Annotated in this window: 25 protein-coding genes and 3 tRNA genes; 14 read left to right on the forward strand and 14 right to left on the reverse strand. The window is 65.1% G+C overall.

The genetic code is table 11. The annotated features are described in order from the left end of the window. Positions 1–50 precede the first annotated feature (50 nt). The 3 genes from VIR62_RS11005 to VIR62_RS11015 all read left to right on the forward strand — a co-directional run bounded on the left by VIR62_RS11005 (position 51) and on the right by VIR62_RS11015 (position 751). Positions 51–125: transfer RNA gene (locus VIR62_RS11005), tRNA-Ile, on the forward strand. Positions 126–222: 97 nt separating this feature from the next. Beyond that, a tRNA-Pro gene (locus tag VIR62_RS11010) sits at positions 223–299 on the forward strand. A 110-nt stretch (positions 300–409) separates the two neighbouring features. Further along, the gene (locus VIR62_RS11015; RefSeq protein WP_431871246.1) at positions 410–751 is read left to right on the forward strand and encodes a GFA family protein; all 342 of its coding nucleotides are present in this window, start codon (positions 410–412) and stop codon (positions 749–751) included. 98 nt (positions 752–849) lie between these two features. Here VIR62_RS11015 and VIR62_RS11020 read toward each other — a convergent pair whose 3' ends face one another. Continuing rightward, a complete protein-coding gene (locus VIR62_RS11020; RefSeq protein WP_431871248.1) occupies positions 850–2,253 on the reverse strand; it encodes a M20/M25/M40 family metallo-hydrolase in 1,404 nt (467 codons plus the stop codon). A 177-nt stretch (positions 2,254–2,430) separates the two neighbouring features. Between VIR62_RS11020 and ettA the strand changes: the two genes are divergently transcribed. Together ettA and VIR62_RS11030 are read left to right on the forward strand one after the other, a co-directional pair. After that, complete coding sequence (gene ettA / locus VIR62_RS11025) at positions 2,431–4,110, forward strand: energy-dependent translational throttle protein EttA (protein WP_431871250.1); 1,680 nt, start codon at positions 2,431–2,433, stop codon at positions 4,108–4,110. Positions 4,111–4,215: 105 nt separating this feature from the next. Beyond that, complete coding sequence (locus tag VIR62_RS11030) at positions 4,216–4,449, forward strand: hypothetical protein (RefSeq protein ID WP_431871251.1); 234 nt, start codon at positions 4,216–4,218, stop codon at positions 4,447–4,449. A gap of 9 nt (positions 4,450–4,458) precedes the next feature. Here VIR62_RS11030 and VIR62_RS11035 read toward each other — a convergent pair whose 3' ends face one another. Then, positions 4,459–5,169, reverse strand: a complete 711-nt coding sequence (locus VIR62_RS11035; RefSeq protein ID WP_431871253.1) for an NYN domain-containing protein — start codon at positions 5,167–5,169, stop codon at positions 4,459–4,461. A gap of 24 nt (positions 5,170–5,193) precedes the next feature. Then, positions 5,194–5,835, reverse strand: coding sequence for a carbonic anhydrase (locus tag VIR62_RS11040; protein ID WP_431871255.1), 642 nt, complete (start codon positions 5,833–5,835; stop codon positions 5,194–5,196). 88 nt (positions 5,836–5,923) lie between these two features. Between VIR62_RS11040 and lipA the strand changes: the two genes are divergently transcribed. Further along, positions 5,924–6,844: a lipoyl synthase gene (gene lipA, locus VIR62_RS11045; RefSeq protein ID WP_431871256.1), complete on the forward strand. Its 921-nt coding sequence runs from the start codon at positions 5,924–5,926 to the stop codon at positions 6,842–6,844. A 1-nt stretch (position 6,845) separates the two neighbouring features. Further along, positions 6,846–7,328, forward strand: a complete 483-nt coding sequence (locus VIR62_RS11050) for a type II toxin-antitoxin system RatA family toxin (protein WP_431871258.1) — start codon at positions 6,846–6,848, stop codon at positions 7,326–7,328. Here VIR62_RS11050 and VIR62_RS11055 read toward each other — a convergent pair. Further along, positions 7,268–7,837, reverse strand: coding sequence for a CinA family protein (locus VIR62_RS11055; protein ID WP_431871260.1), 570 nt, complete (start codon positions 7,835–7,837; stop codon positions 7,268–7,270). The two genes, VIR62_RS11050 and VIR62_RS11055, sit on opposite strands and share 61 nt — an antisense overlap. Then, positions 7,834–9,000, reverse strand: coding sequence for a bifunctional 2-C-methyl-D-erythritol 4-phosphate cytidylyltransferase/2-C-methyl-D-erythritol 2,4-cyclodiphosphate synthase (locus VIR62_RS11060; RefSeq protein ID WP_431871262.1), 1,167 nt, complete (start codon positions 8,998–9,000; stop codon positions 7,834–7,836). The genes VIR62_RS11055 and VIR62_RS11060 overlap by 4 nt, the downstream gene beginning before the upstream one ends. Positions 9,001–9,067: 67 nt before the next feature. Here VIR62_RS11060 and dusB point away from each other — a divergent pair, with 67 nt between their 5' ends. The 5 genes from dusB to hflX all read left to right on the forward strand — a co-directional run bounded on the left by dusB (position 9,068) and on the right by hflX (position 15,702). Continuing rightward, on the forward strand, positions 9,068–10,066 hold the full coding sequence (gene dusB / locus VIR62_RS11065; RefSeq protein WP_431871263.1) for a tRNA dihydrouridine synthase DusB: 999 nt from the start codon (positions 9,068–9,070) through the stop codon (positions 10,064–10,066). 79 nt (positions 10,067–10,145) lie between these two features. Further along, positions 10,146–12,395, forward strand: a complete 2,250-nt coding sequence (locus VIR62_RS11070) for a sensor histidine kinase (RefSeq protein ID WP_431871265.1) — start codon at positions 10,146–10,148, stop codon at positions 12,393–12,395. Between the two features lie 4 nt (positions 12,396–12,399). After that, positions 12,400–13,785: a sigma-54-dependent transcriptional regulator gene (locus VIR62_RS11075; RefSeq protein WP_431871267.1), complete on the forward strand. Its 1,386-nt coding sequence runs from the start codon at positions 12,400–12,402 to the stop codon at positions 13,783–13,785. Between the two features lie 112 nt (positions 13,786–13,897). Then, positions 13,898–14,395, forward strand: coding sequence for an RNA chaperone Hfq (gene hfq / locus VIR62_RS11080; protein WP_431871269.1), 498 nt, complete (start codon positions 13,898–13,900; stop codon positions 14,393–14,395). Next, positions 14,392–15,702 carry a GTPase HflX gene (gene hflX / locus VIR62_RS11085; protein ID WP_431871291.1) on the forward strand — a complete coding sequence of 437 codons (1,311 nt, stop codon included), beginning with the start codon at positions 14,392–14,394 and terminating at the stop codon, positions 15,700–15,702. The genes hfq and hflX overlap by 4 nt, the downstream gene beginning before the upstream one ends. On the opposite strand, the gene mazG is transcribed toward hflX, so the two are convergent. The 9 genes from mazG to VIR62_RS11130 form a co-directional block, all read right to left on the reverse strand. Next, entirely contained in the window at positions 15,699–16,463 is a 765-nt protein-coding gene (mazG, locus tag VIR62_RS11090) for a nucleoside triphosphate pyrophosphohydrolase (protein ID WP_431871271.1), read from the reverse strand. The genes hflX and mazG overlap by 4 nt on opposite strands. 73 nt (positions 16,464–16,536) lie before the next feature. Continuing rightward, the gene (locus VIR62_RS11095) at positions 16,537–17,136 is read right to left on the reverse strand and encodes a retropepsin-like aspartic protease family protein (RefSeq protein ID WP_431871273.1); all 600 of its coding nucleotides are present in this window, start codon (positions 17,134–17,136) and stop codon (positions 16,537–16,539) included. Continuing rightward, positions 17,133–17,897 (reverse strand): MBL fold metallo-hydrolase, encoded by a 765-nt coding sequence (locus VIR62_RS11100; protein ID WP_431871275.1) that lies wholly within the window; start codon positions 17,895–17,897, stop codon positions 17,133–17,135. Before VIR62_RS11100 ends, VIR62_RS11095 begins: the two co-directional genes overlap by 4 nt. Beyond that, the gene (locus VIR62_RS11105; protein WP_431871277.1) at positions 17,894–18,670 is read right to left on the reverse strand and encodes a TatD family hydrolase; all 777 of its coding nucleotides are present in this window, start codon (positions 18,668–18,670) and stop codon (positions 17,894–17,896) included. Before VIR62_RS11105 ends, VIR62_RS11100 begins: the two co-directional genes overlap by 4 nt. A gap of 51 nt (positions 18,671–18,721) precedes the next feature. After that, the gene (gene metG, locus VIR62_RS11110) at positions 18,722–20,281 is read right to left on the reverse strand and encodes a methionine--tRNA ligase (protein WP_431871279.1); all 1,560 of its coding nucleotides are present in this window, start codon (positions 20,279–20,281) and stop codon (positions 18,722–18,724) included. Continuing rightward, positions 20,274–21,257, reverse strand: coding sequence for a DNA polymerase III subunit delta' (locus tag VIR62_RS11115; RefSeq protein ID WP_431871281.1), 984 nt, complete (start codon positions 21,255–21,257; stop codon positions 20,274–20,276). Before VIR62_RS11115 ends, metG begins: the two co-directional genes overlap by 8 nt. Continuing rightward, a complete protein-coding gene (gene tmk / locus VIR62_RS11120) occupies positions 21,254–21,937 on the reverse strand; it encodes a dTMP kinase (RefSeq protein ID WP_431871283.1) in 684 nt (227 codons plus the stop codon). Before tmk ends, VIR62_RS11115 begins: the two co-directional genes overlap by 4 nt. Further along, positions 21,882–23,051: a D-alanyl-D-alanine carboxypeptidase family protein gene (locus VIR62_RS11125; RefSeq protein ID WP_431871285.1), complete on the reverse strand. Its 1,170-nt coding sequence runs from the start codon at positions 23,049–23,051 to the stop codon at positions 21,882–21,884. The genes tmk and VIR62_RS11125 overlap by 56 nt, the downstream gene beginning before the upstream one ends. A gap of 88 nt (positions 23,052–23,139) precedes the next feature. Further along, positions 23,140–24,192 (reverse strand): lytic murein transglycosylase, encoded by a 1,053-nt coding sequence (locus tag VIR62_RS11130; protein WP_431871286.1) that lies wholly within the window; start codon positions 24,190–24,192, stop codon positions 23,140–23,142. 165 nt (positions 24,193–24,357) lie between these two features. Here VIR62_RS11130 and VIR62_RS11135 point away from each other — a divergent pair. Both VIR62_RS11135 and VIR62_RS11140 read left to right on the forward strand, forming a co-directional pair. Then, a tRNA-Ser gene (locus tag VIR62_RS11135) sits at positions 24,358–24,447 on the forward strand. Between the two features lie 163 nt (positions 24,448–24,610). Next, a partial coding sequence (locus VIR62_RS11140; protein ID WP_431871287.1) for an acyl-CoA dehydrogenase family protein occupies positions 24,611–24,833 on the forward strand: 223 nt, incomplete at its 3' end.

The following is a 24,833-nucleotide window of genomic DNA, read 5'->3' on the forward strand; positions in this document are numbered from 1 at the left end:
GCCAAGCGTCGATCCGCTCCGCTATCGGCGTGCCCGAGCACAACGGGTGAGGGCCTGTAGCTCAACGGTAGAGCCGGCCGCTCATAACGGCTAGGTTGGGGGTTCGAATCCCTCCGGGCCCACCAGGATTTCGATCAAAGTGGTACTTTGATCGAGGGCGGAAGGAGGAGGCTTTCCTCTTTCCTCCTGCCGCGGGTCGAAGTAGCATTTTGACCCGATGATCGGGGAGTAGCGCAGCCTGGTAGCGCATCTGCTTTGGGAGCAGAGGGTCGCAGGTTCGAATCCTGTCTCCCCGACCATTTTTCGCCCAGACCGCCCGCTGAACCTGGAGCCGAGCTTGGGGAGCATCCATGAGAGCCGGACGGGGAAGGCGGGGGAGGGGTGCCGATTTGGGTAGAGGAGGGGCTCAATGATCGAAGGTAGCTGCCATTGCGGCGCGGTTCGCCTCACGCTGCCGGAGCCTCCGCCGGATCTTGGCAGCTGCAACTGCTCCCTGTGCCGCCGCATCGGCGGGCTTTGGGGCTATTATCGGCCCGATCAGGTCGCGGTCCACGATCCGGACGCCCAACTCGCGGGCTATGTCCAGGGCGATGCGACGCTGACCTGCTGGCACTGCGCGCGCTGCGGCTGCACCACCCACTGGTCGCCGCGCGATCCGGCGCTGGAGCGGATGGGCGTCAATTTACGCCTTTTCGATCCCGCCATCTGGGAGCCGCTGCCCCGCCGGCTGATTGACGGCGCGAACTGGTAGGGCTTCGCTCAACTATCCGCCAACTCCTGCTGCCGCTTATTTGGGAAGCAGAGGGTCGCAGGTTCGAATCCTGTCTCCCCGCCCAGCCTTCGCTGAAGCTATGGCTGGCGAGCCGGAGCTTTTTCCGACACCCGCTCGATCGTCTCCGGCGCGTTCGCCGTGATCGACAGCATGGTCGTCCAGGCGGCGACATTCTGGCGCAGTTCTTCCGGATCGATCTTGTCGAGCGTGTCGTCGGGGGTGTGGTGATAGTCGAAATAAAGAGTGCCGTCCTGATTGAGGTCGATCGCGGCCACGCCGGCGTTGGCGAACTCGCTGAGGTCGGCGCCGGCATTGGCCTTGCCCTGACCGCGGGTGACGCCGAGCGGAGCAAGCGCCCGGGCCAGCCGGTCGCCTAAGTCCTTGTTGGCTTCGGCAAGGCCGGTCTGGACCCGCCAGACTTTGCCCGCGCCGAAATCGGATTCGCCGACGAGGACGATATTCTCGTCCTTGTGCGCCTCGAAATAGGCGTCGCTGCCGAAACCTCCGGTTTCCTCCGAGCCGAACCAGACGACCCGTATGGTGCGGCGGGGCTGGCCCGCCTCCATGATGCGTTTCGCCGCGGCGGCCGTGATGGCGACTCCCGCGGCATTGTCGATGGCGCCGGTGGCGAGGTCCCAGCTGTCGAGATGGCCGCCGATCACGATGATCCCGGCCTTGGGATCGCTGCCCGGCACCTCGGCGACGACATTACCCGAAGGCTGGTTCTCCAGCGTGCGGGACGTGAGGACGAGGCGCAGCGTGACATTGTCGCTACGCTCCAGCATCCGGGCGAGATTCTCCGCGTCCGGGACCGACAGCGCGCCGGCGGGAATCGGGGAGACGCCCTCGGCGAAGTTGGTCTGGCCGGTATGGGGATTGCGATGATAGTCGGTGCCGACCGAACGGATGACGACCGCCGCGGCGCCTTTTGTCGCGGCCACGGACGGCCCCACGAAACGCGCGCCGCCATAATAGCCATAGCCGGAGCCATCCTGGGTCCGCTTCATCTCGTGGGAAATAAAGGCGATCTTGCCCTTGAGGCTACCTTCCGGCGCCGCCCGCAGGGCATCGAGAGTCTCGAAGCGGACGACCTCGGCCGTGATGCCTTCCGCGGGCGTGGCGCCACTGCCGCCCAACGCGGTTACGAACAGTTTCTGCGGGAAGGGTGCGACCACCTCGGCGGTTTCGGCGCCGCGCACCCACACCGGCATGCGGTAATCCTCGACGTGGACATTCTTGAACCCGAGCGACTTCAGCTTGGCGACGGCCCAGTCCCGGGCACGAGCTTCTTCAGGCGTGCCCGCGGGGCGGGCCCCGACTTCGGTGGTAAGGCCTTCCGCGATGTCCCAGGCGATATCGTCCTGGAGCGCGGCTTCGCGAAGCTGCTTTACCTCAGCCGGCGCCGTCTGTGCCAGAACGGGGAGGGGCGCTGCGAGCGAGAGGAGGGGAAGGGCGGCGGCGGAAAGCAGATACGTTTTCATGGACGCCATGCCTAACGGGATCGTCACGGCTGCGAAAGCATGAATTGGCGCAACGTCCAATAAGCGGAGCTTATCGTGCCCTCGGGATCACCGCGCACGCGGCGTTTGCCAAGCGGGGCGCCGCGCACTAACTAGCGGCGCAAATTCCCGTCACCTGAATCCGGAGAAAGCGCCGCCATGGCCGCACAGTATAGTTTCGTCATGAAGGGCATGACCAAGTCCTTCCCGGGCGTGCCCAAGCCCATCCTCAACAACATCAACCTGCAATTCTATCCGGACGCCAAGATCGCGATCATCGGCCCCAACGGCTCGGGCAAGTCAACGCTGATGAAGATCATGGCGGGGCAGGACAAGGAATTCTCCGGCGAGGCCTGGCCCGGCGAGGGCATTCGAGTCGGCTACCTGCCGCAGGAGCCGCATCTCGATTCGGGCAAGACGGTGAAGGAAAACGTGATGGACGGGGTGCGCCCCGTCGCCGACCTCGTCGACCGATTCAACGAGATTTCGAATCTGATGGCCGACCCGCCCGAGGATGCCGATTTCGACGCGCTGATGACCGAGATGGGCGAGCTTCAGGAGAAGATCGACGCCGTCGATGGCTGGACGCTCGACAACCAGCTCGAGATCGCCATGGACGCGCTCCGCTGCCCGCCGGGCGAGGCCAACGTCGCCAACCTCTCGGGCGGCGAGAAGCGCCGCGTGGCGCTCTGCAAGCTGCTGCTGGAGAAGCCCGACATCCTTCTGCTCGACGAGCCTACCAACCATCTCGACGCCGAGAGCGTGCAGTGGCTGGAGAAGCACCTCGTCGATTATGCGGGCAACGTCATTCTCGTCACCCACGACCGCTACTTCCTAGACAATGTCGTGAACTGGGTGCTCGAGCTCGATCGCGGGCGCTACTACATCTACGAGAGCAATTATTCGGGCTACCTCGAAACCAAGGCGAAGCGTCTGGCGCAGGAAGAGCGCGAGGATGCCGGCAAGCAGAAGGCGATCCAGGAAGAGCTGGAATGGATTCGCCGTTCGCCCAAGGCGCGCCAGACCAAGTCCAAGGCGCGAATCCGCGCGTTCGACGAGCTGGTCGAGGCGCAGGAGAACCGTTCGCCCGGCAAGGCTCAGATCCTCATACAGGTGCCCGAACGGCTCGGCGGCAACGTCATCGAGGCGAAGGGCGTTTCGAAGGCCTATGGCGACAAGCTCCTGTTCGAGGACCTGTCCTTTAACCTGCCCCCCGGCGGCATCGTCGGCGTGATCGGCCCCAACGGCGCCGGCAAGACGACGTTGTTCCGCATGATCACCGGCCAGGAGCAGCCCGACGGCGGCGAGATCAAGATCGGCCCGACAGTGCACCTCGGCTATGTCGACCAGAGCCGCGACGCCCTCACATCGAACAATAACGTCTGGGAAGAAATCTCTGGCGGGCATGATATTTTTCGATTCGGAAAGCACGAGGTCGCGACCCGCGCCTATGTCGGCGCCTTTAACTTCAAGGGCCCCGACCAGCAGAAGAAGGTCGGCCAGCTCTCGGGCGGCGAGCGCAACCGCGTCCACATGGCGAAGATGCTGAAGGAGGGCGGCAACGTCCTACTATTGGACGAGCCGACCAACGACCTCGACGTCGAGACGCTGCGTGCGCTCGAAGAGGCGCTGGAGAATTTCGCCGGCTGTGCCGTGGTGATCAGCCACGACCGCTTCTTCCTCGACCGTCTCGCCACCCATATCCTCGCCTTCGAGGGCGACAGCCATGTCGAATGGTTCGAAGGCAATTTCGAGGCCTATGAGGAAGACAAGAGGCGGCGGCTCGGCGACGAGGCCGATCGCCCGCACCGGATGACCTACAAGAAGCTGACGCGGTAGGAACCCGCCCTGGCTCGATCGGTTGATTTGGCGATGGCGGTTCCTTGACGGGCATGGCCTTCCCGGTGCACCCGTCCCGAAACGCTTGAGAATGAGGTGAGCATCGTGTTGTCCAAAGTCCCGGCCCTGCTGGCCGCCGCTGCCCTGGCCGTTCAGGCCGTCCCGGCCCTCGCCCAGGCGGAAACGACGCCCACGCCCACCGCCCAGGCGCGCCTGATCGGCGACCAGTCCTTCTTCCGTTCGGACCTGCTCATCATGCTCGGCGCGATCGCCGTCGCCGGTCTGATCAATGTCGTCCTGATCATGTCGGACGACGACGAGGAGCCGGTCAGTCCGTGACGACCGGCGCTATCGCACGCGCTTGATGTAGACGGCGCCGCCTTCGCGCTTTTCCGTGACGAAATTGGGCACCGCCTCGATCAGCTCCGACAGGCGCGCATAGCCGTAATTGCGGGTGTCGAACGACGAGCGGTTGCCGGCGCGCTGGCCGACGGCGCGGATGCTGGCGAAGCCGCGTTCGTCCCGCTTTACCGCATTGTAGGCATCGACGAGGAGGTCGAGCAGTTCCTGGTCCACCGCCTTCTTAGCCTCGTCGGGGCCGGCCTTACCCGTCTCTACCAGGGCCCCGACGTCGATGAAGCGGGTGCAGGCCTGGCGGAAGGATTCGGGCGTCTTGGCGGTGCCGAAGCCGTAGACCGGAAGGCCGTCCTGGCGAATGCGCATGGCGAGCGGCATGAAATCGCTGTCGCTCGACATGATGCCGAAACCGTCGACCTGGCCGCGATAGAGCAGGTCCATCGCGTCGATGATCATCTTCATGTCGGTGGCGCTCTTGCCCTTGGTGATGTCGAACTGCTGCTGCGGCTCGATCGCGTGGCGGTGTGCGATCCCGCTCCAGCCCTTGAGCGCCGGTTTCTGCCAGTTGCCGTAGGCACGGCGGATGTTGACTGTGCCGAGCTCCGCCAGGACGGTCAAAACCGGGTCGAGCGAATCGGGCGACGCGTTGTCGGCGTCTATCAGGAGCGCGATGTTGGCGGTGGGGGCGGGTTCGCTGGCCATGTGAACGGTCTCCCTTGAAAAAGGTCAGGCGGGCGCGAAGGCGCCGGTCGCCTGGTCGAGCAAGTGAAGCTCGCCGCTGGCGATGGCGAACCAAGCGCCGTGGAGGGTGAGGCGGCCCGCCGCCTCGCGTTCCCGGATGCAGGGGAACGTGCGCAGGTTGGCGAGGCTGACCTTCACCGTTTCATGCTCCATGGCGCGCAGCGCCGGCCGCTCATTGGCTTCGCCATGTTCGGCGACGACCCGCTCGCGGGCTTCATCGAGCAAGTCGATCCAATGGGCGATGAAGCCGCCTTCGCCCGGCCGCGCCCCCTTGAAGGACTGGGTCAGCGCCGCATGACAGCCACCGCAGCGGCCATGGCCCATCACGACGATCTGCTCCACCTCAAGGATCGTGACGGCGAATTCCAGCGCGGCCGAAACGCCATGGCGGCCGCCGCCGAGCTCCAGCGGCGGCACGAGGTTGGCGACGTTGCGAACCGTGAATATCTCGCCGGGTGCGGTGTCGAAGATGGTGGCGGGATCGGCCCGGCTGTCGGAGCAGGCGATCACCATCACCCTGGGACTTTGTCCCTCGGCGAGATCGGTCCAGCGCTCGCGTTCATGTTTCCAGCCCGTCTCCCGAAAGCGGCGATAGCCGGTGAGGAGGGCATCGGGAAAATGGGCCACGCTCGGTCTCCGAAACTGCATTCGCCTGTCGCCTAAACGCAAGCGGGGAGGGGTGGCAAGTCGCGCGCGACATCGCTATCTGGCGCCCATGACCGAAGCCCTCGCCCCGATCACGGCGCCCAAGCAGCGCAAGCCCGACTGGATCCGCGTGAAGGCGCCGACCAGCACCGGCTTTGCGGAGACGAAGAAGCTGATGCGGCGTCTCAATCTCGCCACGGTGTGCGAGGAGGCGGCCTGCCCCAATATCGGCGAGTGCTGGACCAAGAAGCACGCCACGGTGATGATCCTCGGCGACACCTGCACGCGCGCCTGCGCCTTCTGCAACGTCAAGACGGGCATGCCGCGTCCGGTCGACCCGCTGGAGCCGGAGCATGTCGCGGTAGCGGCGGCCGAGCTGGGGCTTGAGCATATCGTCGTGACGTCCGTGGACCGGGACGATCTTGCCGATGGCGGCGCGAGTCAGTTCGTGAAGGTCATCCAGGCGCTGAGGCGCAACACGCCTTCCACCACGATCGAGATTCTGACTCCGGATTTCCGCAACAAGGCGGACGCGGCGGTCGAGGCGATCATCGAGGCGGCGCCCGACGTCTACAACCATAATCTGGAGACGGTGCCGCGGCTCTATCCCACGATCCGGCCGGGCGCGCGTTATTATGCTTCGCTGCGCCTGCTGGAGAGCGTGAAGCGGCATGATCCCCGCATCTTCACCAAGTCCGGAATCATGGTGGGCCTCGGCGAGGAGCGTCTGGAGGTCCATCAGGTAATGGACGACATGCGTTCGGCCGACATCGATTTCCTCACCATGGGCCAGTATCTCCAGCCGACGCCGCGGCACGCCAAGGTGGCCGAGTTCGTGACGCCACAAACCTTCAACGCCTATGCGGCGATTGCCAGGGCGAAGGGTTTCCTGCTGGTCGCGGCGAGCCCGCTCACCCGATCCAGTTACCATGCCGGCGACGATTTCCAGAAGATGCGCGCGGCGCGCGAGGCACGGTTGGCGAAGGCCTAGAATGCCGAGGCACAGCGAGAAGCGGAATCTTCCCTACAGCCCCGAGGAGATGTTCGACCTCGTGGCCGACGTGGGCCGCTATCAGGAATTCCTTCCCTGGGTCGCGGCGGTGCGCATTAGGTCCAATAGCGAGACGCTGATGGTGGCCGATCTCGTCGTCGGCTTCCGGTCGCTGAAGGAAACCTTCACATCGCGGGTCGAGAAGCGGCAGCCCAAACACATTACGGTCGATTATGTCGAAGGCCCCCTCAAATATCTGAAGAACGACTGGGAGTTCATCCCCGACGGCAAGGGCGGCACCGACATCGATTTCTGCGTCGATTTCGCCTTCAGATCGCGCATTTTCGAGGCACTGGCGGGCCAGATGTTCGACCGCGCGCTTCGTCGGATGATCACGGCGTTCGAGGAACGCGCGCATGCGCTTTACGGCGAGCCTTCTTCCTCAACCGGCATGAGCAGCTCGAGGGCGCAAAGCGCCGCCTGAAGTCGGACACCGCCGCGGCCGAGATCCCCGAATTCCTTGAGGTCGGCGACGATCTCCTTGGGATTCGCGCCTCGCCGCGCTCTCGCGAACACCACGGTTCCCACCGGCTTCTTGTCGCTGCCGCCCTGGGGACCGGCGATGCCGGTGATGGCGACCGCCGTATCGGCATCGGAATGCTCCAGTGCGCCCTGTGCCATCGCCCACGCGACCGCGATCGACACCGCGCCGAACGTTTCCAGCACGTCGAGGCTGACATCCAGCATCGCCATCTTCGCTTCGTCCGAATAGGTGACGAAGCCAGCCTCGAAAACGTCGGACGAACCCGGGATTTCGGTGAGCGCCGCCGTCACCAACCCGCCGGTGCAGCTCTCCGCGACGACGATCTTTTTGCCCCGCGCGCGATTGGCCTCGATCACCTTGCGGGCGGGATCGACCAGCTCGTTCGGGAGAGTGAATTCGCGGACGGATTGACGCGCGGTGTCCGGTTGATCGGTGGGTGATGGATTCATGAGTCCTCCGGAACTCGAACAGTAGCGACGGCCTGTGCCGCCATGCCTTCGCCGCGTCCGGTGAAGCCCAATTGCTCGGTCGTCGTCGCCTTGATGCTAACCCTCGACAAGGGGAGCCGCAACAAGTCCGCGACGGATTGCCGCATCGCGTCCCGATGTGGGCCGATCCTAGGCGCCTCGCAGATGATGGTCATGTCGACATGGTCGATGCGGCCGCCGCGCTCTTCGATCAGCGCGCGTGCATGCTCCGCAAAGCGCGAGGAGGGGGCGCCGCGCCATTGCGGATCGCTGGGCGGGAAATGGTCGCCGATATCGCCTTCGCCGATCGCGCCGAGCAGGGCATCGGTGAGGGCATGGAGGACCACATCGGCGTCGCTATGCCCGGAAAGGCCTTTGTCGTGCGGGATCAACAGTCCGCCCAGCCAGAGCTCCTCGCCCTCGGCGAAACGGTGGACGTCGAAGCCTAGCCCCGTGCGGCTTACCAGAGCGGCGGAGAGACGTTGCTCGGCTCGCATGAAATCCTCTTCATAGGTCAGCTTTTCCAGGCTTTGACTGCCGATGACCGTCGCCACCTGAAATCCCGCCTCTCGCGCCACTTGCGCATCGTCCGTAGCATCCGCCGGCGCCTCCCGCCGCCGGTGCGCTTCGAGGATGGCGTCGAAACGGAAGGCCTGCGGCGTCTGCACCCGTATCAGGCCATTCCGGGACACTTGAGCGCCCAGTGCGCCGTTTCCTTCGGCCAGACTGTCCACCACCGGCAGAACCGGCACCGCTCCGTCGGCGGCGTCCAGCGCCTCGATAAGCCGCTCGATGACGTCGGGTGGGAGGAACGGACGAGCGGCGTCGTGGATGAGTACCGCACCGACACCGCCCTTTGCGGCAAGCGCCTCAAGCCCGTTGCGCACCGACTGCTGGCGCGTCGCGCCGCCGACTGTCGGGGAGGGGAGGGAGCGATGTCCCACAGCGTGGTGGAAAAGCCCCTCCTGGCCCTCGCCGATCACGATCTGGATGATATCTATGCGGTCGTGCTTCAGATGGTCGATCGTATGAGCGAGCAGGGGCCTTCCGCCGATTTGGCGATACTGCTTCGGCATCCCGCCGCCGGCGCGGCTGCCGCTCCCCGCCGCCACGACCAATGCGACGATCTTGCCCTTTATCCCCATGGCCGCCCCCTAGCCCAGCGAAACCTTGCCCGCCAGCGCCTTTGAGTTTAAGGGCTTGGCGCTTCCCATGCCTCGCCTCGCCCCCATCTCCATCGGTCCTGTCCGTATCGATGCGCCGGTCATTCTGGCGCCGATGACGGGCGTCACCGACCGGCCGTTCCGGCGGATCGTCAAGCGCTACGGCGCGGGGCTGACCGTGACCGAGATGATCGCAAGCCAGGCGATGATCCGCGAGACCCGCCAGTCGCTGCAGAAGGCGGCCTGGGACCCGATCGAGGATCCGGTGTCGATGCAGCTCGCCGGCTGCACGCCGCACGAGATGGCGGAGGCCGCGAAGCTCAACGAGGATCGCGGCGCCGCGATCATCGACATCAACATGGGCTGCCCGGTGAAGAAGGTGGTGAACGGCGACGCCGGCTCCGCCCTGATGCGCGACCTGCCGCTTGCCGCGTCGATCATCGAAGCGACGGTGAAGGCGGTCTCGGTCCCCGTCACGCTCAAGATGCGCATGGGCTGGGATCATGGCAGCCTCAACGCGCCGGAACTGGCGCGGATCGCCGAGGACCTCGGCGTCAGGATGATCACCGTCCATGGCCGCACCCGCTGCCAGCTCTACAGGGGCGAGGCCGACTGGCGCTTCATCCGCGACGTGAAGGACGCCGTCTCGCTGCCGGTGATCGCCAATGGCGACATCAATTCGATCGACGATGTCGAAACCGCGCTCGACCAGTCCGGGGGCGGCGGCGTGATGATCGGACGCGGCGCTTACGGAAAGCCCTGGCTGCTCGGCCAGGTCATGCATTGGCTGAAGACCGGCGAACGGCTGCCGGACCCCAGCATGGATGAACAATATTGCGTGATCATCGAGCAATATGAGGCGATGCTGGATCATTATGGTCCGGAGATCGGCGCCAATTGCGCGAGGAAGCATATCGGCTGGTACACGCGCGGCCTGCACGGCTCGGCCGAGTTCCGTAACGCCTTCAACAAGGAGCCCGATCCAAGGCAGGCCATGGCGATGCTCCGCGACTTCTATTCGCCCTGGATGACGAGGGCCGCCGCCTGAGCCGAAAGCCCCGTCCGGCACGCCGAGCCGAGACTGAAACTGTGTTCTTTATGCCACTATCTTGTGGTAGAGCCGCCACGTGAACGCCGAAGTGTCGATTACCTCTGAACCCCGGCCGCGCTGGCGGCGACGTCTATCGGTGGCTCTGCGCCGCAGCCGCTTTATCACCCTGCTGGAGATCATGAGCGTGGTGGCCTTGGTCGCCATGATCACGATCAGCTATTTCATCATTACCGAGCAGGGGTCGCCGCAGTCTCTGCTGACGCCGCCGACGGTAGCGATGCTGCTGGTCGCCAATCTCGTCCCGGCCATGGCGCTGATGGTGCTGGCGGCCCGGCGAGTCGCGATGGGCCGGGCGGCCCGGTCGCCGGTCGGCGGGCGAGGGCGCCTCCATGTCCGGCTCGTCGCGCTCTTCTCTGTCATAGCGAGCGTTCCGACGCTGCTCGTCGTGATTTTCGCGTCGCTGCTATTCCAGCAGGGCGTCCAGTTCTGGTTCTCCGACCGGGCACGGACGATCCTCGAGAATGCCGATACGGTGTCGCAGATCTACGCCGAGGAGAACAAGGAGCGCATCAACCGCGATATCGTCGCCATGGCCGGCGACATTATAGGCTATGTCAACGAATTCGACATCGAGAGCCCCGAATTCGCCGACCGCTTCTTCTATCAGGTCGTGGCGCGCGACCTCACCGAGGCGGCGATCATCAACGTAAGCCAGAATAGCGGCCTTCAGATGATCGCCGGCGTCAACCTGGACGATCGTCCCCTGGATAAGCGGTTTCCGGCGGCTGTACTCACCCAGCTGCGGGGCGGCGAAACCCGGGTCATCACCGATGCCGGCGACCGAGTGGAGGCGGTGCTGCGCCTCGATCCCGAGGAAGAGGTCTATCTCTATACGTCGCGCAAGGTGAATCCGGCCGCAATCCAGCAGATCGAGGAAGCCCGGAGCGCCGCCAGCGATTATCAGAAGACGCTGCTCACGAGCCGCACGCTTCAGTTCCGGTTCAACGCGGTGCTGCTGCTCGTTTCGCTGTTGATCGTCGCCCTTTCCATCTGGATTGCACTCACCCTGGCGGACAGGCTGGTGCGTCCGGTCGGGCAACTGGTCAACGCGGCGCGGCGGGTGACGGCGGGCGACCTTTCGGCGCGTGTGCCGACCTCCAAGGTAAACGATGAAGTGTCGACGCTGGGCAATGCCTTCAACCGGATGACGGAACGCCTCGAAGAGCAGACGGGGGCATTGGTTTCGGCCAACAACCAGCTCGAGAACCGCCGCGCCTTCATCGAGGCCGTGCTGTCGGGTGTGACGGCGGGCATCATCTCGGTCGACAGCAATCGCGAGGTACGTCTCATCAACAGCTCCGCCGAAGCGTTGCTGAAGACCGGTGACAAGAGTGCAATCGGCCAGAAGCTGGCCATCCTGGCGCCGGAGCTCGACAAGCAGCTCGACAGCGACGAGCGCGAGGACATCATCCAATTCGCGTCGGGCGGTGAGCCGCGGACCCTGGCTGTGAAGCGGGTAAAGGTGGAGGGCGGCCACGTCCTGACCTTCGACGACATTACCGAGCAGCTACTGGACCAGCGCCGCGCCGCCTGGTCCGATGTCGCTCGGCGTATCGCCCATGAAATCAAGAACCCGCTGACGCCGATCCAGCTCGCCGCCGAACGGCTGCAACGGCGCTATGGCGGTGAGGTCACATCCGATGCGTCGACCTTCGAGCGGCTGACCGGCACGATCGTGCGCCAGGTCGGTGACCTTCGGCGCATGGTCGACGAATTTTCCTCCTTCGCGCGCATGCCCAAGCCCGTGTTCCGCGATGAAGCCGTTGTCGAAATCGCCCGGCAGGCGCTGTTCCTGCACGAAGTCGCTCATCCGGAGATCAACTTCACCCTCGACGCGCCGGAGCCATCGCCGATCCTGACCTGCGACCGGCGGCAGCTGGGGCAGGCGCTCACCAATATCGTGAAGAACGGAGTCGAGGCGATCCAGCAGAAGCTTGAGGAAGGCGGAACTGGCGAGCGCGACCGGATCGCCATGAGGATCAGCGAGACAAATGGGCAGGTCGGCATCGAGATCAGCGATACAGGCGTCGGCTTACCGGCCGACCGGGGACGACTGACCGAGCCCTATATGACGACGAGGACAAAGGGCACCGGCCTGGGGCTCGCGATCGTCAAGAAGATCGTCGAGGAGCAATTCGGGTCGATCGAGTTCGAGGACAGACGGGAGGGGGGCTCGCTCGTCCGGCTCGTTTTCGACGCCGAGACGCTCGCCCGCCTGGGCGGAGGGGGCAGCATTCATCCTGAAGACACTGCAATGAACGGTTGAGCACATGGCGCTAGATATTCTCGTCGTCGACGACGAACAGGACATTCGCGAACTCGTCTCCGGCGTGCTCGAGGATGAAGGCTTTTCGACGCGGAGCGCCGGCAACAGCAGCGAAGCGCTGGCGGCGCTCATGGATCGCCGCCCGTCGCTGGTCCTGCTCGACGTCTGGCTCCAGGGGTCGAAGCTCGACGGCCTCCAGCTTCTTGACGAGATCAAGCGCCGTGATCCAACCCTGCCGGTCTTGATGATCTCAGGTCACGGCAATCTCGACACCGCCGTCGCCGCGATCCGCCAGGGCGCGGTCGACTTCATCGAGAAACCATTCGAGGCGGGCCATCTTCTCCATCTGGTCGAACGTGCGACCGAAACGGACCGACTGCGCCGCGAAAACGAGACGCTCAAGGCCCAGATCGGCCAGGAGACGGAGCTCACCGGGTCGAGCGTGGCGATCAATTCCGTTCGGGCAACCCTGAAGCGGGTAGCGGGGACGGGGAGCCGCGTCCTGATCACCGGCCCGGCGGGCGTCGGCAAGGAAGTGGCGGCGCGCCTGCTCCACAATTGGAGCCCGAGGGTCAACGCGCCGTTCATCGTCGTCAGCGCGGCCCGGATGACGCCGGAGCGGGTGGAAGAGGAATTGTTCGGTGTGGAGGAGGGGGGCGAACTCGCCCGGCCGGGCCTCCTCGAGCAGGCCCATGGCGGCACCTTGTTCCTGGATGAGATCGCCGACATGCCGATGCCGGCCCAGGGGAAGATCCTGCGCGTCCTTACCGACCAGAGCTTCACGCGCGTCGGTGGCCAGCGGATGGTGAAGGTCGACATGCGGGTCGTTTCGTCTACCGCGCGCGTGCTTTCGGAAGAAATATCCGGGGGGCGGTTCCGCGAAGACCTCTTCTACCGGCTGAATGTCGTGCCGGTGCATCTTCCGGCGCTGTCGGAGCGGCGCGAGGACATACCGGAGCTCGTCGCCCATTTCGCGGCGCGCTATGCCGCCGAGCAGCGGCTGCCGACGCCGAGCCTGTCCGACGACGCGATAGCGGCGCTTCAAGCCTATGACTGGCCGGGCAACGTCCGCCAGCTGCGCAACGTCATCGAGCGCACGATCATCCTCGCGCCCGGCTCGCGGATCGGCTGCATCGAGATCGACATGCTTCCGCCCGAGATCCTCAACGAGCAAGCCTCGCTCGCGCCCGGCGAGGCGGTGAAAGCGATCATGGGAACGCCGCTGAGGGAAGCGCGCGAGACATTCGAGCGCGAATATCTGCGCGTCCAGATCCGCCGATTCTCGGGCAACATCTCGCGCACCGCCACCTTCATCGGCATGGAGCGCTCGGCGCTGCACCGCAAATTGAAGGCGCTAGGCATTGGCGACAGGAGCGACGATGGGGAATAGCGCCCGATGGCGCGATTCCTCCGCTCATGCTATTGAACGGCCGGGCCCCGCCTCTAACTAAGGAGCGCGGCGGCCGTGCGTGCGGCTCGCGCGCCAATAAGGAGAGCGGGAGATGGCCGACAAGGTCAACAACCTCCAGGATATGTTCCTGAACAATCTCAGGCGGTCGAAGACGCCGGTCACGATGTTCCTGGTGAAGGGCGTGAAGCTCCAGGGCATCATCACCTGGTTCGACAATTTCTCAGTGCTGCTGCGCCGCGACGGCCAGGCGCAGCTCATCTACAAGCACGCCATCTCGACCATCATGCCCTCGCAGCCGCTCGACCTCGGCGAGATCGAGCGCGCCTTCGCCGAGCAGACGGAGAAGAAGAAGCCTACCTTGCTGCAGGAGGTGTTCCTGGGCGCCGTCCGCCGTTCGGGCGAACCGGTGACCATGTTCCTGGTGAACGGCGTCATGCTCCAGGGCGAGATCGCGGCGTTCGACCTGTTCTGCATGCTCCTCCAGCGCGAGGGCCTGTCGCAGCTCGTTTACAAGCACGCCATTTCGACCGTCCAACCGGAGAAACCCGTGAGCTTCGTGGAAGCTGACGAGGAGGAGCCCGGCGCCTGAGCGTTTTCAACCGAGCCGATGACGACGTAGCCCGCGGCGCCCGCGCCATTATCGCCCTTCCGGAAATGGGAGGGGGAGGCGTGGGACGCGATACGGACGCGCGCCTCGACGAGGCGGCGGGCCTCGCCGAGGCGATCGGCGTGGTCGTCGCCGACAGGCTCTCTTTCAAGGTGCGCGCTCCCAAGGCCGGTACTTTGTTCGGATCGGGCCAGGTGCAGGCGATCGCGGATGCGGCAGAGCAGGCCGAGGCCGAGCTGATCATCGTCGATGCCGCGGTGACGCCGATACAACAGAAGAATCTGGAAAGCGCGACCAAGGTCAAGGTGATCGACCGCACCGGCCTGATCCTCGAAATCTTCGGGGAGCGGGCGGCCACGGCCGAGGGGCGGCTTCAGGTCGAGCTCGCCCATCTCGACTATCAGGCGGGCCGGCTGGTCCGGTCGTGGACCCACCTTGAGCGCCAGCGCGGTGGCTTCGGCTTCCTCGGCGGACCCGGCGAAACCCAGATCGAGTCGGACCGCCGGATGATCCGTGACCGCATGGCCAAGATCCGCAAGGATCTGGATCAGGTAACGCGCACCCGAGCCCTCCATCGCGCCCGCCGGCAAAAGGCGCCCTGGCCGGTGATCGCGCTGGTGGGCTACACCAATGCCGGCAAGTCGACGCTGTTCAACCGGCTGACCCGGGCCGACGTGATGGCGGAGAACCTTCTGTTCGCCACGCTCGACCCGACCATGCGCGAAGTGGCGATGCCGGGAATCGAGAAGGCGATCCTTTCCGACACGGTGGGTTTCATCTCCGATCTGCCGACGCAACTGGTAGCGGCTTTCCGCGCCACGCTGGAAGAGGTCGTGTCGGCGGACCTCATCATCCACGTCCGTGACATCTCCCATCCCGACAGCGAGGCGCAGCGGATTGACGTCGAGCGAGTGCTGGAGGAGATCGGCGCGGCGGGAGAGGGGGACTCTCCTCTCATCGAGGCATGGAACAAGATTGACGCCCTACCGGCCAATGAAGCCGAGCGCATCCGCGCGGAGGCGGCGCGCAAGGAGGATGTCGTCACACTGTCGGCGTTGACGGGAGAAGGGGTGGACGACTTCGTCCGCTGCACGGCTGATCGGTTACGCGAGGGCACCCATGTGCACACCGTCACCCTGCCCGTATCGGCCGGCGAAGCGACCGCTTGGCTCCATGCCAATGGCGAGATAATCGACCAGCGTACCGAGGGTCTTGAGACGGCGTTCGAAGTCCGCATCTCCGACGCCGCCTGGGCCCGTTTCCGGGCGCAGCACGGAGCGTTGCTCTAAAGCGCGCGCTTGGCCTGCTGCCACAGCGTTTCGAGCGCCTCGATATTCATTCCGTTCAAGGGCTTGTCGGCGATTTCTTCAACCTTGCGGAAACGCGCTTCGAACCGGGATGCCGCCTCGCGCAGCGCGGTCTCGGGGTCGATGCTCAAATGTCGAGCATAGTTGACGACTGAAAACAGGAGGTCGCCCACCTCGGCGGCGCGTTCCTCGTCCGAGGTGGCGGCATCGATCTCGGCCAGCTCCTCGATGATCTTGGCGCGCGGGCCGTCGGCGTCGGGCCAATCGAAGCCGACGCGGGCGGCGCGCTTCTGGAGCTTCTCGGCGCGTTTCAGCGCGGGCAGAGCGTGAGCCACGTGGGCGAGCGCGCTCTTGTCCGCATAGGAGTCGCGTTCCCCGGCCTTCAGCGCTTCCCAGCCGGGGCTTTCCGCCTCGTCGCCGAAAATGTGCGGATGGCGGCGGATCATCTTGGCGGTGATCGACGCCATGACGTCGTCAATGCCGAAGGCGCCACGCTCCTCGGCGATGCGGGCGTGGTAGACGACCTGAAGCTGGAGGTCGCCAAGCTCTTCCTTCAGGTCGGCCATATCGCCGCGGCGGATGGCATCGGCGACTTCATAGGCTTCCTCGATCGCGTAGGGCGCGATGGTCTCGAAGGTCTGGACGCGGTCCCATTCGCAGCCATTCTCGGGATCGCGAAGCCGGCGCATAACCTCGACGAGATCGGCAAGAGAAGAATGAGGGGCCCCTTCAGTTTGCGTCATCTGTAAGTCCGATAATATACATTATGTAAAATCTAGATGGTTCGGCAGGGCGCTGTTTTCGGCATCCCGCGGATTACGGTCGGAGAATCAGCCAATCCCCTTCGACACCCCAGCCGGAGAGCGATGACAGGAAGTTCATGCCGAGCACATTGGTCTCGCCGAAACCATCGGAGATGTGCACGGCGAGATCCTCGCGAACGATCGTGCCGACCTCGACGCGATCCGCGCGGCCACGCTGGACGGCGACAGTGCCGTTCGCCGTCTGGACGATGACGGGAAAGCCGCCGCTCGGCTCGATGCCGGCGCGTCGCGCGGTGTCGGAGGAAATGCTGGTGGTCGTCGCGCCGCTGTCGATCAGGAAACGGACAGTCTCGCCGTTGAGCTCGGTATCGACCCAGAAATGGCCGTCAAGTGCCTGGCGGATCCGCAATGTCTCGCCCTGCTGGACCGGCGTGGCAGTCCCCTGGACCGACTGCATGAGGCGATCGCCGAGCGCGGCGAAGTCGCTTCGAAGGGCGAAGACGATGAAGATAGCCAGGAAGATGAGGATCCAGGTGGCGAGCATCTTGAAGCCCTGCCGGATCGGAATCCGACGCACCATCAGGGCGCTGGCTACCAGCACCAGCACGCCCAGAAGATAAATAAAATTAGCGGCTTGGTCGCCGTTGTTCACAATTCCACCTCAAGGCCGTCATAGCCCGGCTCAACCCCGCCGGGGAGTTCGGCGACCAGTTCAGCATAGTCCATGCTGTTGTCCATGTGCGTCAGGATAGCACGACCGGGTTGAACGGCATCGATCCATTCCAGCGCCTGTTGGAGATGCGGATGGGTCGGGTGCGGTTGGCGCCTGAGGGCATCCACGATCCACACGTCGACGCCTTTGAACAGGTCGGTCATTTCAGCGGTCAGGCCATTGAAATCCGTCGAATAACCCACCGACTTGCCACCGGCCTCGAAGCGCAGGCCGGCCGAGGTGATCGACCCGTGCGGTTGATCGACGACGTGGACGTCGATCGCGCCGACGCGGACCGCGTCGGGAAGCAGCGCTGCTTCGACGACCGGAGGGTAGCCGTCCTTGCCCTCGAATGCATAAGCAAAGCGGTTTCGGAGCGTGCCCAGCGTGTCGGCGCGGGCGTAGCCGGCAACCGGCGCTCCGCGGACGTGGAAGAGCTGCCTCAGATCGTCGATGCCGTGGCAGTGATCGGCATGGTCGTGGGTCCAGATCACGGCATCCAGGTCGGACACGTCGGTATCCAGTAACTGCTCGCGCAAATCCGGGCTGGTATCGACGAGGATACGGGTATCGGCCTCTTCGACCAGGATGGAAACGCGCCGGCGACGGTTCTTCGGCTCTGACGGGTCGCATCGGCCCCAATCGTTGCCGATCCTCGGGACGCCGGACGATGTGCCGCAGCCGAGGACGCGAAGCTTCACGCCGCGGCCTTGGCGAACAGCTTACGGAAGTTGGCGCTGGTGGCGGTGGAAAGCTTTTCGAGCGGCTCGTCGCGCAGCGCCGCCAGAAAGCGCGCGGTGTCGGCGACATAAGCGGGCTCGCAGGGCTTGCCCCTGTGCGGAACGGGTGCGAGGAACGGCGAATCGGTCTCGATCAGCAGCTTTTCCAGCGGCAGCGTTTTGGCTGTTTCCTGCAAATCCCTGGCATTCTTGAACGTCACGATGCCTGAGATCGAGATATAAAGGCCGAGATCGAGCGCCTTGCGGGCGAAATCGGCGCTGGCGGTGAAGCAATGGATGACGCCGGTGAAGGCCCCCTTCCCCATTTCCTCGGCGAGGATGGCGTGCGTGTCGTCTTCGGCGTCGCGGGTGTGAACGATGATGGGAAGGCGGCTTTCGCGTGCGGCAGCGATGTGGGAGCGGAAGCTGTCGCGCTGCCGGTCGCGGTCGGAGTGGTCATAGTAGAAGTCGAGGCCGCTTTCGCCGATGCCGACGACGCGCGGATGGCGGGCGCGCTCGACGAGGGTTTCGGTTTCGACGTCGGGATGGGTGTCGGCCTCGTGCGGGTGAACCCCGACGGAGGCCCAGACATCCCCTTCCCGCTCGGCGACGCCGATCACATCGTTCCATTCGGACGCGCGAGTCGAGATGTTCAGCATCGTCTCGACACCCGCAGCCCGCGCCCGCTCCAATACGCCCTGCTGATCTTCGATCAGGCCCTTGTAGTTCAGATGGCAGTGGCTATCGATGAACATGGCAGTCCTAATAAGGCCATCCCCTCCCCCTTCTGCAAGGAGCCGCCTGGGTCAATCGGTCGCGGGCGTTTCGAGACGGGGGAATATGGGCGTCGGGGCCTCCAGTTTGAAATCCGACTTTACGAGTCTTTCGTAACTGTCTGAATCCTCAAGCGCTGCATAGTCGCGCTCGCCCTCGGGCACGTCCATCTGGTCGAGCAGGTGTCCCGCGGAGGCTGGAATGACCGGCAGTATGGCGATCGCGAGGTCGCGGATCGCCTGGTAGAGCGTGGCGAGCACGGCCATCATCCGCTCGGGGTCGGTCTTGCGCAGCGCCCAGGGCGCCTGGGCGTCGATATATTGGTTGCATGCGAAGACGGCCTTCAGCCAGCCTTCGACGCCCTGGCTGAGCTCTAGAGCCTCGAAATGCGCCGGCATGTCGCGACGAACGACCTCGCTCACCAGGGTCAGGAGAGCCTGATCGGCAGGGTCGCTCCTGCCGCCGGACGGTAGCACCCCATCGCAGTTCCTCGCGATGAAAGACAAAGTCCTCTGCGCCAGATTGCCGAAGCTGTTGGCGAGATCGGCGTTGACGCGGTTGACGATCGCTTCGGCGCTGTAGCTGCCGTCCTGGCCGAAGGTGATTTCCCTCAGCAGGAAGTAGCGGAGCTGGTCGACGCCGAATGCTTCCACGAGATCGAGCGGATCGACGACGTTGCCGACCGATTTCGACATCTTCTCGCCGCGGTGGAGGAGGAAGCCATGGCCGAACACCTGTTTCGGCAAGGGAATGCCGGCCGACATCAGGAAAGCGGGCCAGTAGACGGCGTGGAAGCGGACGATGTCCTTGCCGATCATGTGGATATCGGCCGGCCAGTAGCGCTTGTACGCTTCTGTTTCGTCGGGATAGCCGATACCGGTCGGGTAGTTGGTGAGGGCATCTACCCAGACGTACATGACGTGGCGCTCGTCGCCCGGCACCTTGACGCCCCAGTCGAAGCTGGAGCGCGAGATGGACAAGTCCGACAGGCCGCCTTCCACGAAACGAAGCACCTCGTTGCGCCGTGCCTCCGGACGGATGAAGTTCGGATTGTCGGAGTAGTGCCGGAGCAAGGGCTCCTGATATTTGGAGAGTCGGAAGAACCAGCTCTCCTCCACCGTCCACTCGGCGAGCGTGCCGTGCGGCGAGAGCTTCTCGCCGCTGTCGGCCGTGACCAGCTCCTTCTCGTCATAATAGGCTTCGTCGCGGACCGAGTACCAGCCTTCGTAGCGGCCGAGATAGATGTCGCCGGCGTCGACCATCGCCTGCCAGATCGCCTGGCTGGCGCGGTGATGATCGGCCTCGGTCGTACGGATGAAGCGATCACACGAGATATTAAGCCGCTCATCCATCTCACGGAAATAGGAAGACATTTCTTCTGCGAGCGCGGCGGGCTCGACGCCCTTCTCGCGCGCGGTCTGCGCCATCTTCAGGCCGTGCTCGTCGGTGCCCGTCAGGAAGAAGACGTCGCGGCCGCGCTGGCGCTGGAAGCGGGCGACGACGTCGGTCGCGATCGCTTCATAGGCATGGCCGATATGCGGGCGTCCATTGGGATAGTTGATCGCGGTGGTGATGTAGAAGGGTTCAGCCATGAGCCTGTTCGGGTGCGAGCGCCGCGAGCATCCCGGCAAGCTCGAAGACGACGCTCTGAGGATCGAGCGAGAGGCGGGTGGCGCTCCCGGCCAGGGCGGAGGCCCTTTCCCACAAGCGAAGCGCCTCGGCAAGCGCCGCGCCGCTGCGCTGCCTCGCTTGTTCGGCGATGAGCGAGGGCGCGCGGGCGAGGAAGGCCTCGTAGCGGGGCTGCGCCGCTTTAAGCGACAGGCTCTGGGCGAGCTGGCTGCGACGGGCGTTGGTCGGATCGCCCTTGGCGGCAAGGTCGCGCATCGCCCCGTCGAGGGCGCCGATATCGAGACCGCGGTAGGCGATGGCGCGGCCGGGGGAGCCCTCCCCCACTTTGCGCAAAGAGGCGATTTCCGCCTCGTCGGCATCGGGGAGTGCGGCCTTCAGCGCCGACGTCATGGCGGCATCGTCGAGCGTAGTGAGGCGAAGCTGGCGGCAACGCGAACGGATCGTCGGCAAAAGGCGCTCGGGCGCGTGGCTGACGAGGAGGAACAGGCTGTTGGGCGGCGGTTCTTCGAGATTCTTGAGCAGGGCGTTGGCGCCGCCTCGTTCGAGGTCGTCGACCGAGTCGATGATGACCGCGCGCCGGGGCGACATGGACGGCGTGGTCGAGAAAAGCCTTTGCAGGCCCCGCACCTGATCGATCGTGATGCTGCGCGCCAGTTCGTCGCCACCATTTTTCGCGAGACGCTCCAGACGCATGAGATCGGGATGGCTCCTTGCCTCGACGAGCCTGGCGGTGGGGTGGTCGTCGGGCACGTCGAGCCCAGGTCTGTCCACCGGAGGTCCCGCGCCTTCGGCCAGCATGCGCAGCGCCGCCTTCTCGGCGAACAGCGCCTTGCCGACACCCATAGGTCCTGTGATCAGCCAGGCATGATGCAGGCGGCCCGTGTCCAGCCTCTCGCGAAAGGCGGCAACGGCGTCGTCATGGCCGAAGAGAGATGTCACAGCAGGTCGTCCAGAGTCGCGAGTATGCGATCGGTCACATGCTCCGGCGCGCCGGCAGCATCGATCACGCGGAAGCGGCCGGGCTCTTTCTCGGCGAGAGAGCGGAACGCCAGGGCGACGAGGCCATGATAGTCGGCGCCGCGCCCGCCGATCCGGTCCGCCGCCCCTCCGTCTCTAGTCGCGGCCCGACCGGCGGCGGCATCGGCGGGAAGGTGTAGGATGATTGTCCGGTCGGGAAGCAGACCGGCGCTGCCGATCGCGTGGAGCTGGCGAATGGCGTCGGTCCCTACGCCGCCGGCGCCGCCCTGATAGGCGAGCGAGCTGTCGAGGAAGCGATCGGTAAGGACCCAGGCGCCGCGTTCCAGAGCCGGGCGGATCGTGCGGGCGACATGGTCGGCTCGGGCGGCGGCGAAGAGCAACGCCTCTGTTTCGGCGGTCCAGCGCTCGGCCTCGCCTTCGAGCAGGAGCTTGCGGATCGCCTCTGCGCCGGGGCTGCCGCCCGGCTCCCGGGTCTCGACGACGTCTAGCCCCCGCGCACGCAGCGCCTCGGCGAGGCGCTTCAGTTGGGTCGATTTCCCGACCCCCTCTCCGCCTTCCAGGCTGATGAAGCGGCCGCGCTTCACCTCAGCCGACGAAATGATCGAAGCCCGCCATGATGCGGTCGAAGAAACCGGCTTCATCGACGGCTTCGGCGGCGACGAGCGGCATTGTCTGCGGTTCGGTGTCGCCAGTGGCGACGACCAGGTTGGCGATATGCTGGCCGGCCTTGATCGGCGCCTTGACCGGGCCGTCATAGACGACCTTGACGCTCATGTTGCCGCGCGAGATCCCCGCCGGAATGGTGACGGCGATGTCGCGCGGCGCGACCAGGCCGACCTTGTCCTCGCTGCCGAGCTGGACCCGCGCGTCGGCGATCTTCTCGCCCTTGGTGAGGAGCGGTTGCGACTGCCAGGCGCGGAAGCCCCAATTCATGAACCTGGTGCTTTCGTCGACCCGCTGGCCATAGCTGTCGAGGCCGGCGAGGACCATGATGAGGCGGCGACCGTTCTGCTCGGCCGAACCGGTGAAGCCGTAACCGGCCGCTTCGGTGTGGCCCGTCTTCAACCCGTCGGCGCCGGCGACCTTGCCGAGCAGCGGGTTGCGGTTGGGCTGGGTGATCGGCTCGCCGCTCATCGTCTCGCCCCAGGTGAAGGATTCCTGGTCGTAGAATTCCTTGTACAGCTTGGGCGTCTCCTCGATCGTCGCGCGGGCGAGCGTCGTGAGGTCACGGGCCGTGGTATAGGTCACGCCTTCGTCCGGCCATCCGTTGGAATTGCCGAAATTCGAGTTGGTCATGCCGAGGCGCTTCGCCTCCGCATTCATCAGCGCGGCGAAGGCCGGTTCGGTGCCGGCGATGCATTCGGCGAGCACGACGCTGGCGTCGTTGCCGGAGACGGTGACGATGCCGTGGAGGAGATTGCGTACGCTGACCTGCTGGCCGGGCGACAGGAACATGGTCGATCCCGCCTGCGGGCCGTGCCATTGTTTCCAGGTTTCCGGCTGAACGGTGCACATCTGGTCGAGCTTGAGCTCGCCCCGCTTGACGAGGTGAAAGGCGATGTGCGTCGTCATCATCTTGGCCATGGAGGCCGGTGGGATGCGGCGATCCGGATCCTTCGCATAGAGGATGGCACCCGAGGAGAGGTCTTTCATGAAGGCGACCGGCGCGGGCGTTTCGAACGGTGGCGCGGCGGCAATGGCCGGCCATGTGAGCGCAGTCGCAAAAAATCCGAAAAGCAACGCCTTAGGCTTCATGATTGAGAACCATTCCTATGTTAATGGGGGCCACGTCCCGAGCCGCGGCCCCGAGTCTTAACGCTTCGGGCAGCGCTTCGCCAGTGGGTCAGCGGGCGATTTCATCCGCCAGGATGCCCACCGACAGCGCGTAGAAGTTCGAGCAATTATAGTCGAGGATGGTGCGGTAGTTGGTGGTGAGGAGATAGGCGGTCCGGCCGGGACCGTCGGGCTCCAGCAGGCTCGCGAACTCGGTGTCGGCGGGCCATCGACCGTTTTGGGAGACGATGCCGAGGCGGCGCCACTCCCCGATCGTCCGCCACTCGCTGTGGCGCTCGTGCACGCGGGGGCAGCGGGGCGATAGGAGGTGATTGCCGAGCGCGGTACGATTGAGCCCCGCCGGGACGCTGACCGGGATGCCCCAGGTGACATTCGGCTTCCAGCCCGCGTTGCTCAGATAATTGGCGATCGAGGCGAGCGCGTCGTCCTGGCTGTTCCAGATGTCGGCATCCCCGTCCCCGTCGCCGTCCACGGCCAGGCGAAGGTAGACGGAGGGGAGGAACTGGGGATAGCCGGTGGCGCCGGCCCAACTGCCCTTCAGGCGGCTGCGCGGGATGCCGCGGTCGATAAGCTTCAGGGTCGCGACGAACTCGTCCGAGAAGAGAGTCCGGCGCCGGCCCTCGTAGGCGAGGCTGGCGAGCGAGTTCAGAAGGTCGAAATCGCCGGTGACGGCGCCATAGCTGGTTTCATGACCCCAGATGGCGACCAGCACCGAGGGCTCCACGCCATAACGGCGGCCGATGGCGTTGAGCCGGCGGATATGGCCGGCATAGCGGGCCTCGCCGCGGCTGACGAGCGACGGCGTCACATGACGCGCGCGATAGGGGGCGAAAGGCGGGATGGCGGGGCTTCCGGCCGTGCCTCCCGGTTGACCGCGGTCGAGCTCGACGGTTCTCGAGCTGAACTGGAGGGTCGGGAAAACGCGATCGACGGTGGACCGGCTTACGCCGTCCGCGAGCGCCTTGGCGCGCAGCTGAGGCAGGTACATCTCGAATCCGGCCTGGTTGAGGCCGCCGCTCTGGGCCATGGCGGCGGCGCCCCCCACATTCCACGGCGGAAAGGCCGCCAGCAGCAGGGCCATCATCTGATAGACGAAACGCATTACATTCCCCTTCTCGCTCGGCCTCTTGCCATAAGCGCGCGCGCCGCGCACGGGTTCCGTCGCACCGCTTGCACGATGCGGCGCCTGGCGCTTAAGGCGGCGGCCGGCATATATGTTTCCACGCTTTCCGAGCCGCCGGACATAGTCCGGCTCGAAAGCGCTGCAGGATGGGTGGCCGAGTGGTTTAAGGCAGCGGTCTTGAAAACCGCCGTGGGTTCACGCTCACCGTGGGTTCGAATCCCACCCCATCCGCCACACTCTCCCTTTGCTTTAAGACGCTGATTCGGCATGACTGGACAGGCCCCTGGCAGGATGACGTACAGGAGCCGCTTGATCCCGCGGCGCCCGGAAAGTAGCTGCATTGCGACAGCCGCCGCGTGGGACCCTCCGCGGGCGCGATAGCGGGAAGTGATCTACCATGGCCAGAACAGCCCCCTTCGACTGGGCGGACCCCTTCGCATTGGACGACCAGCTCAGTGACGAGGAGCGGCTCGTGCGCGACACGGCGCGCGGCTACGCCCACGAGAAGCTGCAGCCGCGCGTGACGAAGGCCTATCTGGAAGAGGATTTCGATCGCGGGATCATGACCGAGATGGGCGAGCTTGGCCTGCTCGGCGCGACCATTCCCACGAAATATGGCG

It is taken from the genome of Allosphingosinicella sp., from assembly GCF_036570505.1.
Lineage (GTDB): Bacteria > Pseudomonadota > Alphaproteobacteria > Sphingomonadales > Sphingomonadaceae > Allosphingosinicella.